This is a genomic window from Pseudoalteromonas sp. HM-SA03 (assembly GCF_002289345.1).
Lineage (GTDB): Bacteria > Pseudomonadota > Gammaproteobacteria > Enterobacterales > Alteromonadaceae > Pseudoalteromonas.
This window is the reverse complement of record NZ_NSDG01000056.1, coordinates 15,176-28,989: the sequence shown is the minus strand read 5'-3', so window position 1 is coordinate 28,989 and position 13,814 is coordinate 15,176. Positions and strand designations below refer to the sequence as shown.

Genomic DNA, 13,814 nt, shown 5'->3' with positions numbered 1-13,814 from the left:
GCTTCGTTACATTACTGTGTTCATCGGTCACCGTACTCCAGTAATACTATGTCACTTTCATAGTTGTTGATCCGATTGAATACTACCTGACTGCCATCAAAGCTTGATAATACCTGTAGCTCGGTAAACCCCGCGTAAAGGTGTAACCCAATTGGTTGAATTTCTTCGACCTTGTTTTCACTACTTAAATAACGATAAAGCACCAATTGGTGGCCTCTTTTCAGTACAAAGTAAACCCCGTCTCGGTATACTGCAGGCTGATAAAGAGATAAAGATCCACGTAACTGCTCTACATCAAATGTCTCAGTGAGCGCAGTAATTAGGTATTCCCTAACTTGTTCTTTGTATCCCACAAAGCTAGGGTTCTTTTGAGTAAGAGGTAAATCAGGTGAGTGCGTTACCAGAGGTTGTTGCTCACTGCGCCCTTGAGATACGGTAAATTGCCATGCCTGCCATTTTGCTTCCGCCGAGAGCTTCGCTCGATAATACAGGTTTCTACCATCCTGTGACCAATGCAAGTCGGCAATTTCGGCAAAGTTATCAACTACTTTTTTCACCTCTTTAGTAAAAGAGCTTATTAAATACACTTTGTGCGACTTTGATAATACGGCGAGATATTCGTTATTAGGCGACAGCAATAGCAAAATAGGCACTTCTCCCAGCGGCATCGTACCAAGCAAACTCGACGTTGGCCGAAAAGCATGTTTATGCCACAGCTCAAATTGTGGCGCATCGTTATTTTTGGTTGTCACCGAGGCATACACAAAATGTGCGCCATCATCAGACAATGCGGCAAGTAGGTCCATCCTTGCGGGCGACGTCAACTGCTTTTGCTGTGCTTCGCTTTGTGCGTCTACAGCAAGCTGATAAAAGTTAATTTCAGCCACGCCCTCAGTGTGCGCCGAAGCACGCAAGTTCGCATTGACATCAATCTCAGATATCGCACCAAATCCGGAGTATAATAACTGTTGCTCACGACCTTTAAGTACACTCAAGTTTTGTTTGGCGATAATAACCGTATCGTCCTCATAACCATGACTCAATGCCGAAAAAGACTGCTTGGAGAGTGTGGTGGTTTGGCTTTCAAGGTCCCCAAGTTGCCCCAGATTAAGCCGATAAACGCCCTGCTCTTTTACCTGATACAACAGCGTTTGTTGGTTAACTTGATAATGTGTTACGTCATGAATAGGCAAGGCCGTAGTGTTGAGCACTTTAGGTTGATTATCCGCAAAAGTGACCGCTACAGATTGCAAATAGGTCCCAGCTTTATCCCAAGACTTAGTGATAAAATGGCCCGCTCGATATTCAAGCCAAGGCGCTGAGTCTTGTGCGCTATTACAGCTGCCAAGCACACTATCGCGCGCTAGTCGCCACATTTCTATTGGACCTTTTACGTGTAACGCGCGTACTTCACAGGAAACCGGATCCGAGCGCGAATAAATCAGCCAGTTACCATCTAAAGACCAACTTGCTGACTCTTCACTATAACCGCTGCTTTTTATCGTATGGGTTGTTTTAGTCTCAAGATCATAGACCGCCAAATCAAATTGATCGGCTCCCTCAGCTAAATAACTGTAGGCTAAATAGTTACCATTTGGAGAAAAGCGCACAAAGACTTCAGCACCCGGTGAGGACGTGATCCGAGTTGCTGTGACGGGCTGCTGTTGCAAGTCACTTTGCCACTGCTTGGTAATAAAAACGCCAAGCAAAGATACCACAAGACCCATAAAAAACCCGAGCAGCGCAAATTGTGCGCCGCGCCCACGAGACAGCTCTTCTACTTGCTCAAGTAGCGTCGGGGCTTTTTTGATTTGTGCAATACATTGATAACCTAGGCGCGGTACCGTTTTAATTATTTTTGGCTCGTTTGAACTATCACCAAGCAGCTTACGTAGTTGTACCACCAGTTGACTAACAGAATTATCACTGACGATAGTACCGGGCCATACGATATCTAAGATCGCATCTCTAGTAACAACCTGTCCCTTGTTAGCAATCAATAGACGCAATAATGCTGCATGTTTCGCTTCGATGCTTCTCCAAGAACCGTCAACACACACAGATAAATTGCTCAGGTCGACAAGTATCTCATTGATTAAAAAACGTTTATCTAAGTTTTCAACCATCAACTACTAAAAATTTGTAAAACTATGGTTAGGCCCGTAATAAAAGCGTATTATGGGTATCAACTAAAGGTAACTTACTCGTATTATAAGTTGAGCACAATGTCAGAATTTCTCATCCGAACAGTTTCTTGTAGCGTATTCTTTATCACAGCTGCAAGTTATGCCGTTGAGCAAAATCAGACAGCTGAAAATACCATAGAACGCATTGAAATCCGTGCTTTTCATGACAGCGTTGTCAAGTCTCTCAGTAATAAACGTCACAATCAACAAGTTTCAGATACGATCAGTGCTGAAGACATAGGTAAGTTTCCAGATAAAAACGTCGCAGAAGCGCTGCAACGGATCACCGGTATCTCACTCTCTCGAGCACAAGGTGAAGGTGAACGGATTGGCGTGCGAGGCACAACCCCCGAGCAAAATAGAACCTATTTGAACGGTCAATACCTGGCCTCGGCTGATTGGTGGATCTCAAGTCAGCCAAGCCGAGGCTTTAATTTTACCTTATTACCCAGTGAAATCGTCTCTACCCTCGAGGTGTTCAAAACACCACAAGCCATGCAGGATGAAGGTTCATTAGGTGGTGCTATCAATATAAAAACCCGCGACCCTCTACTTACGCCTTCAGGCTATGGCGTTGTAACAGCCCAGTTCCAATACAGTGACTTGAGCGATAAACTCGACCCACAATTATCTGCAATTTATAACTACCATAGCGAAAGTGGCGACTATGCTGTACTTTTTACCGCAACACGACGAGATCGCAGCCTCAGACGCGACGGCCTAGAATCGTGGGGGTGGCACGATAGAACATTATACCAAGGTGATGATGATACTTGGTTTGCCACCCAGCAGACCCCGCAAGATAAAAGCCAAACGTTGTGGTTTCCAGGAGGTGGGGGGTCCGCGATTTTTCAGCAGCAAAGAGAGTTGCAGGCTTATACAGTCAATGCCGCATTCCAGCTTTCCCCGCGGCTTAGGTTAAATAGTCACTTACTTTATTCTCATCTAAACGCAGACAACAACAATCAAAACTTTCTCTGGCAAAGTGCAAAGTCTATTGACCTAGGCGGCGGGGTAACCGATTTACAAGTACAAGATGGTACTTTGGTGAGCGCCCACTATTTACCCACAGCAGCGCCGTTCAATACCAGCATGGAAGCCATTTGGCGAGACTCGCAGATCAGCACCAAAAGTGCCCATCTAGATTTGGTCTACGATGGCATTTATTGGTCGAGCCAGTTTCAAGTGGGTCTGAGCCACGGTTCAGGTGGCACCAAAGAAGACGTCACGTCACAGTTTTCCGCTAACACCCATTTTCATGTTGATACGTCAATGCGAAAAAACATCGTCGCAAGTTATGGGACTTCTCCGTTAGATGCGGCGAGTTGGTTTATCACCGAAGCGCGAAATGACAGCCAAGACGGCAAAGATAAATCATACTTCGTGCAAGCCGATTTTGCGTACGATATCGACTTTAAGCAGGTCGACGCGATTAAATTTGGCATTAAACTCAAGGACCATCAACGAGACTTTTTGCGCTATCGCTCCAAAAATGGAGGGCTTGACGGCCTAGCTGGGGTGCTTGACACTACACTGGCCGCCTATCCAGGCACTTTTGTGGATGATTATTTGCGCGGTGTAGGTAATGCTAACACCTTAAAAAACTACAGTTATGCCGATATTGCGCTGCTCGCCAAAGACTTCGATACACTCAACTTTGAACAAGAGATAGAAAAAGCCAGTCGTTTTCATATTACAGAAAAAACCGCCGCCGCTTACGGTCAAGTGCAACTCGCAGGTGAATCCTACGCTGCCAACATCGGGGTCCGGGTGGTCAAAACCTTTCAAGACTCCGCCGCATTTAAACGTGTCGCCTCCCCCATCGAAGCGCCCGACAGCTATATTTGGCACGAAGAGTCTCGGGATTACACCGATGTTCTCCCCAGCGCCAATATCAAGTTTGATTTAAGCGAAAATCTAGTTGGCCGTTTTTCCGTTGCACGCGTCATGTCACGAGCGCAATTTCACCACCTTATGCCTTCAACCAATTACAACGTGACCCAAGCTCAAGGACAAGGTGGTAACGCCAACCTAGATCCATATAGAGCGGCGCAGTTTGATGCCAGCCTTGAGTGGTACTTTGACGATGCAGGACTCGCCTCAATCGCCTTATTTAACAAGGATGTGGAGTCTTTTATTGAGTTTGAGCGAAAACTTGAGCGTCACGAAGGCATTTTGATGTCTATCGATAGGCCTAGTAATGGCGCTGGCGGCAGTATCCGTGGCGTAGAACTAAGTTACCAGCAGACACTTGCGTACGGATTTGGGTTAATCGCCAATTACACCTATGTTGATGGAGAGCGCGATAACACTGATGTTGGCTTACAGAACAAAGTACCAGGTACCTCAAAACACAGCGCTAACCTCACCGCTTACTACGAGAACCACCAATTTAGCGCACGACTTAGCTATAATTATCGAACCCAGTTTGCCACGGGTGTAGGCGAGACCATGATGGATAATTACGGTCAATTAGATGGCAGCCTCACGGTTAAATTAAGTGATAACCTCGATGCGCAGTTTGAGTTTATTAATTTAACCGACGAACAAATCTATACCTATGATCGCAATGAGTACGCACCAACGGGGATATATGTGAATGGTCGACGCTATTACGCGGGGCTAAGGTACCAATTCTGATTTGCATGATAATTGCGCCTGTACAAACCCTAAGAATAAATCTAGCTTTGCAGAGTGCTCTCGTTTCACTTTATATATGGCATGCAAAGTAACTTCGGGCCTATTTTGCTCGGGAAACAGCTCAACCAAAGCGCCCGAATCAATATCCCGTTGGCAGAAATAAGACGGTAGCATGGCAATCCCCAATCCTGCCAACACCGCCTCTCGAATGTGAAAGCGACTATTCGCTATCAAATTGCCTTGCAAAGCATAACTCCGAGTTCCGTCATGCCAACTATCTTCAACATGATTAAGTTTAGATAACAACATGTTATGCCGACTCAGCTCATCCAACTGCTCGGGTTTCCCGTGGGCTGCCAAATAACTGGGAGCGGCAACAAAAGTCGAGTTTATATTGATTAATTTCAAGACGTAAAATTGACTGTCTTTAAGTGCAGCAGAGAGCCTAAAAGCGACATCAATCTCATCTTCGATTAAATCCTGATTTGCTGCGGTAAACATCAGCTCTAACTTTATTTGCGGATAGCGCTTTTGAAAATCGATACAAATTTGGCTCAGTAGCATACGCCCTATCGTATTTGGAAAGGTTATTTTTAGATGCCCGGATTGATGCACACCAACTTGTTCAACTTCCTCTTCCAAATCGCGTAGCGCGCGAAGGATCTTTTTCCCTTTTTCATAAACCAACTTACCGGCGTCAGACAAGGCGAGTTTACGGGTTGTTCTATTTAAAAGTACTTGTCCATAAGACGACTCTAGCTGCGCTATCGATTTACTCACCGCTGAAGTCGTAGTACCGAGCTGCTCTGCAGCTCGACTGAAGGAGTGTTGCTCAGCGACACAACATAATATTTTAAGTAAGTGAAGTTTATCGTATTCCTTTCTCATTATTTCCTCTTAGGAAAAAGTCTTTACACCAAATGAATATATATTAACTAAAAATAAAAAGTAAACTTAACTCAAAAGAAAACAAAGGACATCAACATGATCACCACGTCGTGCCACTGCGGCCAGATCCACTATCGTATTTTCACCACGACAACAGCCAACGAAATATGCACTGGTGTGCAGTTTATTCAGGCTCACGGTCTGATCGAAAACCCTTGTAAATCTCTCGAACGATTTGTGGTGCCGCATTCGAAAGCTCAAACCATCCAAGAGCATGGTTTTTGCAAACACTGTGGTGCTTCTATCTACATCATGGATGACAAAGGCAACATTTCGTATGCTCTTAATCACCTTATGCCATTTCAGGCTGATTATTCAGGCGTGCTGAATTTTGGCCTATAAAAGATAGCTGCTTCGCTTTATCAGGCTTAACCGACAATTAATCGCAAACATTGGTTTTTATTCTGGTGACAAGTAGAATGCCTAAAAACTTCATCTTGAAGTTACAACAAGTGAATGAAAATTTAGGATAAATAATGAAACTACTTAAGTCTGCTTTGGCTTTAGCAATGGGCTTCACCAGTGCTGCAAGCCTCGCAAGCGATACCATCACTATTGAAGACATCCCAAAGATCCAATCGGTAAGCTCAACGTCGGTGAGTCCTGACGGCGAACTCGTTGCTTTTACTCGCTCGGTACCACGTGAGCTTTACGTTGACCAAAATGGTTCTAATTACAGTGAACTTTATGTGGTTGACGACGAAGGGGTAGAGCGCCCATTTATCACCGGTAAAGTGAGCATCTCAAGCATCTCTTGGTCGGCCGACGGTCAGTTCATTTATTTCCTAACCAAGAAAAAAGAAGACAAGCAACGCGCCCTTTATCGCATCGCGGTAAACGGTGGGGAAGCACAGAAAGTGCTTTCACTAAAAGGAACAGGGATCTCGGCTTATAGCCTAAGCCCTGATAGCAAACAGGTTGCAATCCTTGCAATGCCAGCTGCCGACAAGTCAGAAAAAGAGCTGAAAAAGCTTGGTTTTATGGCTGAAGTGTATGAACTGGGTTTAAAAAACAAACAGCTTCATATCATTGATCTTGCGACATCAGAAAAACCGCTGACCCCAGCGGCACTGAATATCGAAGGCTATGTAAGTGAAATTAACTGGGCTGACGATGCCTCTAAATTACTGGTAAAAACGCAGCCAACAGCGCTTATTGATGACAAATATATGAAGTCACAATGGCATGTACTTGATGCAAAAACACAACAAATTACCACGTCATTCAAAACAGAAGGCAAACTTGGTACCGCAGAGTTTTCTCACGATGGTAAATACATCGCGATTTTAGGCGCTGAAGATAAGCACGACCCGGCAACTGGTCGCTTATACCTTGCCGATGCTCAAAGCGGCAAAGTAGAAGAATGGATCCCGAACTTTATGGGTCACATCGGTGATTTTGAGTGGTCAAACCGTAAGAACCAGCTAACTTTTGTCGCAAACGTCGGCGCTGAAAGTTTTGTCGGCCAAATTAAAGTTGGCTCTAAAAAATACAAGAAGCTTATCAAAGAAGGTAAATTCATCGCATCGAATCTATCAATCTCTGATTCGGACAAGACCATTGCCCTACGTGCAAACACCGCTAAGCACCCAAATGAGGTGTTTATGATCCGCTCGAGCAAAGCGACTCGTCTATCGAATTCTAACCCATGGTTAGATAACAAACGTTTTGCAAAACAAGAGGCAATTAACTTCAAAGCCCGTGATGGCGTTGAGATTGGTGGCGTATTAATTTATCCACTTGATTATCAAGAAGGTACACGTTACCCACTCATTATGTCGGTGCACGGTGGCCCTGAAAGCCACGATAAAAATGGCTGGCTCACAAGCTATTCAGATCCAGGTCAAATGGGTGCGGCACGCGGCTATGCGGTATTCTATCCAAACTACCGTGGTTCGACTGGTAAAGGCGTTGATTACTCAAAACTGGGCCAAGGCGACTACGCAGGTAAAGAGTTTGACGACTTAGTAGATATGAAAGAATACCTAGTCAATACCGGTTTAGTAGACACTAAGCGTGTTGGTATTACTGGTGGCTCTTACGGCGGTTATGCTTCTGCTTGGGGTGCTACAAAACTAACCGAACACTTTGCAGCAAGCGTGATGTTTGTTGGGGTAACGAACCAACTATCTAAGTTTGGTACTACCGATATCTCAAACGAAATGTACTTAGTGCACGCTCGCTCTTACCCTTGGGATAAGTGGCAGTGGTACTTAGAGCGCAGTCCGATTTACTGGGCTGGTCAATCAAAGACGCCATTACTCATTATGCATGGTAAAGATGACCCGCGAGTACACCCAGCACAGTCTATGGAGCTATATCGCTATATGAAAGTGCAAGGTAAAGACGTACGTCTAGTTTACTATCCAGGCGAAGGTCACGGTAACCGCAAAGCAGCGGCTCAATATGACTACAGCTTGCGCTTAATGCGCTGGATGGACAACTACCTAATCGAAGGCAAAAAAGACATGCCAGATTACGAAATTGACCACGCTGCGAAGCTAAAAGCCGTTAAAGACGCAAATAAATAAGTAAGTTAGCTTAATGTTTGAGGGCGCTAATTTGCGCCCTTTTTTATCAAGGATAAAAGATATTGCAATTAACTACAATCAAACTCGACACCGAGCGATTCACCCTTAGACCCTTAACCTCACAAGATGCCGAAGCGCTATTTGCCATATTCTCAGACGCAGACGTCATGCGCTATTGGAACACGCCACCTTGGGATAGCCGTGAGGATGCAACGCAATTTATCAAGCAATCACATGAAGATTTGACTACGCAACAAGCGATCACACTGGCCATTGTTTCGAAAAGTGATGAAACATTAATTGGTAAGTGTTTACTGTTTAGCTGGGATAAAGAGTCACGTCGCGCCGAAATTGGCTTTGGCATTGCCAAATCTCACTGGGGCCAAGGTGTCATTCAAGAAGTGGGCTCAGCACTCATTGACTATGCCTTTTCAACACTAAAGTTGCGGCGAATTGAAGCAGAGATTGATCCTGCTAATATTGGCTCAGCCAAGGTACTCACAAAACTTGGTTTTACTAAAGAAGGCCACTTACGCGCTCGCTGGGAAATTGCTGGCGAAATTTCAGACTCTGCACTATACGGCATACTTGCAAGCGACCTTCAATAAAGCAAAGACTAATACCCAAAGGTTTAAATAACGCGTTACCTTTGTTTGTATTGGGTTTTACAATACCCGCGATTGACCGCTTTGCTTCTAAGCTTAATATGCTTTGTGTTGCGGCCTTTTACTCGTTGCCGCCACAGCCTAAAACTGCTGGGTTTTAGGCTATGGCGCATCAACTTGATCACTTCAGGCTCACTAAGCTCAAACTGTCGCTTGATAGCTTCAAATGGCGTCCTATCTTCCCACGCCATTTCAATTATCCTGGAAGTTTCTGAGTCACTAAATTGCACTTGCTTTGCCTTTACACTAGTTAAAAGTAAAGATACGTAGCAAGCAGTTCATTCGATTAAAAATACTTACGGCCATAATTAAGACCCATCACGCTCAAACCAAGCCTGTAAAACTCGATACACTGAAGTACCGCGGCTGGCACAAATTGGCGTGCGGGATACAGTGCATATAAGGCCAGAGTGGGCTTGTCAGCATACTGTAAAATACTAACGACCTCGCCCTTTTCAAGCGCTTCTCTACAGGCAAATTCAGGTAAAACCCCTATTCCCAAATGGCTTTTAATTGCCTGCAACATAAAAAGGACATTATTCACTTTAAGGGAGCCTTTTATTCGTACACCTTCGTCTAATGGCCATAAGTTTTTGCGTTTTGAATAGCTGTATTCAAAACAATTATGATGAATTAAATCTTGTGCTGATTCGATAGCAGGGTGACTACCTAAATATTGTGGTGAGGCGCATACATGATAGCTAAATTGAGTAATTTCTTTTCCTATATAACTTGAGTCAAACGGGCGACTGGAAGCCCGAAAACCTAAATCGAACCCCTGTTCAACTAAGTCGATATCCTCATCCCCTAAATGTATTTCAAGGTCGACATCGGGATACGCTTGCATAAAATCGGCAAACATTGCAGCCAAGTCAGTGATCCCAAGCACCATTGGCACATTCACCTTTAGCTTACCTTTTGGTGCTTGCTGCGACTCTTGTATGAAGGTGTCTGCATCCTCTAACTTATTGAGGATATCCTTAGCACGTTGCAAATAGCCTTCTCCCACATGCGTGAGCTGCAAATTACGTGTGGTGCGATGTATAAGCCGTGCACCAAGCTCAGCTTCTAGTCGGCTGATCTCCTTACTGATCATGGATTTGGACGTATTATATTGCTCTGCAACACGAGTAAAACTGCGTACCTTAGCCAGTTTTACAAACATTTCTATCGCTCGTAGCTTGTTCATACTTTCCTTGATTATTGTTTCCACCACGTGAACTCTTGGTTCTCATTGTAGCTATATATCAAACAGAATCTAGTTTATACACTGGGCTTGTCTTTTAGCCAAGAAGCAAATGAGGAAAACCATTATGTATACGTTATATTACCTACCAGGTGCTTGTGCGCTAGCAACGCAAGTCATATTAAGAGAATTAAAACAACCCTTCGAATTGGTTGACAAACGCGGTATTGATAACTTTTTAGCCATTAACCCAACAGGTAAAATCCCGGTTCTTAACGATGGCGAAAACAGCTTGGTAGAAGGAGCTGCAATCCTACTTTATCTACTCAATAAACACCAAAATAACCTTCTTCCTCAAGCTGATGTTTTTCAAAAGCAACAAGCGATAGAAAACATTCTGTTTGCCAATGCTACGATGCATCCGGCTTACAATCGTCTGTTTTTTGCCACAGGTGCGATTGCTGACGAGCATGCACGCCAGCCATTTTTAGAAGCGGCAGCGGTTGCCATCAACGAATTATGGGTGTTAGTCGAGAAAAAGTTAGCGCAGCAATCATTTTTAGGCGGCGATCAGGTTTCCACTGCGGATATCATGCTGGCTGTATATGCGCGTTGGGGCGCCTATTTTCCAGTCGACATTGTCATTCCAGAAAAAGTCAGCAAGATGTTAGCTGCAGTTGAGGCAAGACCCAGCTTTATCGCCTCGATAGCAGCTGAACAAGCACACAGTACAGGCGCATGAGCCTAATATGACTAAGCCTATTTTCAAACTACGGGATTTAGACAAAGTAACTGCGGTTATTCAACAATATTTTGAAGGGCTACACCAAGGAGATATTAAAAAGTTGGATGCAGTTTTCCACGTTGACGCGGTGCTCAAAGCTCCTGGAATGAGGCGCACCAAATCACAGTGGCTAGATTTGGTCTCATCTCGACAAACGCCCGCAAGCCAAAGCGCTGCTTTTAATTACCGTATTTTGTCGGTGGATGTTGTAAACCATCAAGCAATGGTCAAGCTGTATTGTCCACTGTTTGAACATCACTATATCGACTTTATTGGTTTACTCAAAGAAGATGGACAATGGCGTATCGTCAACAAAATGTATGATGATCTGTAGGAGATAACCAATGCCAATCATCAATATTAAAATCACGAAGGAAGGCGTTACACCTGCTCAAAAGCAAGCCTTAATAAAAGGTGCAACTCAGCTTATGGTGGATGTCCTTGATAAAGCGCCACATGTTACTTTTGTCGTTATAGAAGAAGTTGAAACTGACGACTGGGGAATAGGGTTTGATCAAGTCTCTATGTTGAGACAGCAAAACTTAAGTCCTAAATGACGCACTAAGAAAGAGGCATCAGATGGTGCTTCTTTACCTGCAAAGACAATTTTCTTGAAAAAGAATCTTATAAAATTCAGGTAAATAAAAACTTTTTTAAAAAAGTTTCTTGAAAAATATTTGCCTCGTCCATAGATAGTATTGTGAGGACGCCGACAGGGTCCCAACCCAAACTAAGTAAATGTTTTATATGCTATTTATTGGCTTTAATCAAAGCAATAAATAGCTTAATTATCGCTTTATGAGGATACAAATTATGCGTACAGTAGACCTATCTCCACTTTATCGTTCATTCATCGGTTTTGACCATTTAGCACAGTTAATGGATGCAGCATCACGCAACGAAAAGCAACCAAGCTTTCCACCATATAACATTGAAGCCACCGGTGAAGACAAATACCAAATTACCATGGCTGTTGCCGGATTTACCGAGCAAGAGCTTAGCCTTGAGTCAGAAAACAATACCCTGACAGTCAAAGGCGAAAAGCAAAACAAAGAAGACAAAGCTGAGCGTAAATTTATCCATCAAGGTATCGCAGAGCGTAACTTTGAGCGTAAATTTCAACTTGGCGATCACGTCAAAGTAATTGGCGCAGGACTTGAAAACGGCCTGTTAGTCATCGACCTTGAGCGCGAAATTCCAGAAGCACTCAAGCCAAGAAAGATTGAAATAGGCAAAAGCAACCTCATCGAAAATAAATAATCGATTGAGGTCTCTTCTCCCTGTTTTTACATGATGTCACGTTTCCAAGTCGCCCTCAGGCGACTTTTTTGTTTTGAGTTGTTAGTTTACCCATTTTATAGCGTTGAATACGTTTTGAGTTAGCAGCGTATATATCTATACCACCTAATTGGCGACTAGGACTAACCATCAAACATAAAAACACAAAGATCGCTGCGTAAAGCATCTCCTATTTCGCAGTGCTAGATTTTTAAAGGTGGCACTTTAACTGACATGGAGTTTCGATTAGTAAAAGCGACTTGCTGGGTAGATTGAGCTGTGATTTTTAGGTAGAACACCATTTATACTGACAGCAACCGGAAGAGGGGTGTTGCCTCGCTTTTTCTCTACGTTGAGCTTCACGAGCAGCTTGATTACTAGCTCTGTCGATTGCTTTAACCACCTTTATTGCAGTTCTTAAATCGCTTCCTCGTCTAGCCAATGTTACTCTTCTTTGCGTAATAAAGTTACGCTTATGATGCTAGTACAACTGAATTGGAGTTGTTGTTTAGATCGACTGTAACGTTAAATAAAGCTAGAAGCTAACTTTTACATGGCTAAAGCAGGTTTATCAGACTTTCGATTAGGGGAAAAAGAATATCTAAGCGTGACTTAATGTTTATCTATTCAATCAAGTTTCACTCTATATTAATACTCGCCGTCTTAATGGGCGTTTGCGGATCGCTGAGCATAAAAAATAACGAAAACCGAAAAACAAAAAAAAAGCTTGGCTATTAAGCCAAGCTTTGGGTGCGGTGCGAATAACCGCCTTACTCTTACCGACTATGATCCTTCACTTTACTTCCCTAATGACATCCAAACTCTCAATTTGGAGCTCAAAGATTCTAATAGCGATGCCTCGCTGTACGTATTCCTTTATACCAGTTTGTTTAAACTTGCCCGAAAAAAGGCGCTTAGTTGAACAAATCAGTAATGTTGCCAAATAACTCAACAATAATCATAATCTTTGAACTCTATTCCCTGCTCCCTGACATCAGTTCCTTTTCCTCTGTCACTCCCTTGCGCAGGTAAATTTACTGATATAGCCCTAATCAGCCTTTAAAGTTTGCGAATTCTGCTTCGCTTAGCTCGCCGTTTGCATCAACGTCTAGCGCTTTAAATTGCTCTGCAAGTGTAGTATGCGCTTGTGCTTCACTCATGCTGATTGTGCCGCTTTGATCTGTATCTAGCGCAGCGAAGTCTTCACTCGCCATAGCATTAACAGACGCGAAAGATAAACCTGTGATTGAAAGTGCAATTAGTACGTTTTTCATCATTTATTCCTCAAAAAATGTAAATACTGTTCGTTTCATGAAATTGGAGGGCTATTACTTAGCCTTTGAAATTTGCGAATTCTGATTCATTTAACTCGCCGTCAGCGTTACCGTCTAGCTGAGTGAATTGCTCAACAAGATTTGGATTTACTTTCGCTTCACTCAAGCTAATTGCGCCACTACCATCGGCATCGTATTTGGCAAAGTCGTCACCAGCCATCGCATTAACCGATGCCATTGACAGGCCAGCAAGGGATACCGCTACTAGTAGATTTTTCATCATCTTCTCCTTAAAGTTCAGTCTTGACGGAGAGTCCGAAGA

General features: G+C 43.6%; 14 protein-coding genes. 8 read left to right on the top strand and 6 right to left on the bottom strand.

Annotated elements, in window-relative coordinates; translation table 11 throughout:
* Positions 1 to 20 precede the first annotated feature (20 nt).
* Entirely contained in the window at positions 21 to 2,126 is a 2,106-nt protein-coding gene (locus CKO50_RS11935) for a winged helix-turn-helix domain-containing protein (RefSeq protein WP_095728328.1), read from the bottom strand.
* Between the two features lie 99 nt (positions 2,127 to 2,225).
* Between CKO50_RS11935 and CKO50_RS11930 the strand changes: the two genes are divergently transcribed.
* Positions 2,226 to 4,826, top strand: coding sequence for a TonB-dependent receptor (locus CKO50_RS11930; protein WP_095728327.1), 2,601 nt, complete (start codon positions 2,226 to 2,228; stop codon positions 4,824 to 4,826).
* Here the strand turns inward: CKO50_RS11930 and CKO50_RS11925 are convergent.
* The gene (locus CKO50_RS11925) at positions 4,809 to 5,714 is read right to left on the bottom strand and encodes a LysR family transcriptional regulator (protein WP_095728326.1); all 906 of its coding nucleotides are present in this window, start codon (positions 5,712 to 5,714) and stop codon (positions 4,809 to 4,811) included. The genes CKO50_RS11930 and CKO50_RS11925 overlap by 18 nt on opposite strands.
* Positions 5,715 to 5,810: 96 nt before the next feature.
* Here CKO50_RS11925 and CKO50_RS11920 point away from each other — a divergent pair, with 96 nt between their 5' ends.
* The 3 genes from CKO50_RS11920 (at position 5,811) to CKO50_RS11910 (ending at position 8,913) form a co-directional block, all read left to right on the top strand.
* Positions 5,811 to 6,116, top strand: coding sequence for a hypothetical protein (locus tag CKO50_RS11920; protein WP_095728325.1), 306 nt, complete (start codon positions 5,811 to 5,813; stop codon positions 6,114 to 6,116).
* Positions 6,117 to 6,250: 134 nt separating this feature from the next.
* Positions 6,251 to 8,305 (top strand): S9 family peptidase, encoded by a 2,055-nt coding sequence (locus CKO50_RS11915; RefSeq protein WP_095728324.1) that lies wholly within the window; start codon positions 6,251 to 6,253, stop codon positions 8,303 to 8,305.
* 62 nt (positions 8,306 to 8,367) lie between these two features.
* Positions 8,368 to 8,913 (top strand): GNAT family N-acetyltransferase, encoded by a 546-nt coding sequence (locus CKO50_RS11910; RefSeq protein WP_095728323.1) that lies wholly within the window; start codon positions 8,368 to 8,370, stop codon positions 8,911 to 8,913.
* 35 nt (positions 8,914 to 8,948) lie between these two features.
* Here CKO50_RS11910 and CKO50_RS11905 read toward each other — a convergent pair whose 3' ends face one another.
* Together CKO50_RS11905 and CKO50_RS11900 are read right to left on the bottom strand one after the other, a co-directional pair.
* Entirely contained in the window at positions 8,949 to 9,200 is a 252-nt protein-coding gene (locus CKO50_RS11905) for a TIGR03643 family protein (protein WP_095728322.1), read from the bottom strand.
* Between the two features lie 56 nt (positions 9,201 to 9,256).
* Positions 9,257 to 10,159: a LysR family transcriptional regulator gene (locus CKO50_RS11900; protein WP_141240138.1), complete on the bottom strand. Its 903-nt coding sequence runs from the start codon at positions 10,157 to 10,159 to the stop codon at positions 9,257 to 9,259.
* A gap of 124 nt (positions 10,160 to 10,283) precedes the next feature.
* Between CKO50_RS11900 and CKO50_RS11895 the strand changes: the two genes are divergently transcribed.
* From CKO50_RS11895 to CKO50_RS11880, 4 genes are all read left to right on the top strand, one after another.
* Positions 10,284 to 10,898, top strand: a complete 615-nt coding sequence (locus CKO50_RS11895; protein WP_095728321.1) for a glutathione S-transferase family protein — start codon at positions 10,284 to 10,286, stop codon at positions 10,896 to 10,898.
* Positions 10,899 to 10,905: 7 nt separating this feature from the next.
* On the top strand, positions 10,906 to 11,274 hold the full coding sequence (locus CKO50_RS11890; protein WP_095728320.1) for a nuclear transport factor 2 family protein: 369 nt from the start codon (positions 10,906 to 10,908) through the stop codon (positions 11,272 to 11,274).
* Positions 11,275 to 11,284: 10 nt separating this feature from the next.
* The gene (locus tag CKO50_RS11885) at positions 11,285 to 11,497 is read left to right on the top strand and encodes a 4-oxalocrotonate tautomerase family protein (RefSeq protein WP_095728319.1); all 213 of its coding nucleotides are present in this window, start codon (positions 11,285 to 11,287) and stop codon (positions 11,495 to 11,497) included.
* 256 nt (positions 11,498 to 11,753) lie between these two features.
* Positions 11,754 to 12,200 carry an Hsp20 family protein gene (locus CKO50_RS11880; protein WP_095728318.1) on the top strand — a complete coding sequence of 149 codons (447 nt, stop codon included), beginning with the start codon at positions 11,754 to 11,756 and terminating at the stop codon, positions 12,198 to 12,200.
* Between the two features lie 1,070 nt (positions 12,201 to 13,270).
* On the opposite strand, the gene CKO50_RS11875 is transcribed toward CKO50_RS11880, so the two are convergent.
* Together CKO50_RS11875 and CKO50_RS11870 are read right to left on the bottom strand one after the other, a co-directional pair.
* Positions 13,271 to 13,492 (bottom strand): EF-hand domain-containing protein, encoded by a 222-nt coding sequence (locus CKO50_RS11875; RefSeq protein WP_095728317.1) that lies wholly within the window; start codon positions 13,490 to 13,492, stop codon positions 13,271 to 13,273.
* Between the two features lie 58 nt (positions 13,493 to 13,550).
* Positions 13,551 to 13,772, bottom strand: a complete 222-nt coding sequence (locus CKO50_RS11870) for a calmodulin (protein ID WP_095728316.1) — start codon at positions 13,770 to 13,772, stop codon at positions 13,551 to 13,553.
* Positions 13,773 to 13,814: the final 42 nt, after the last annotated feature.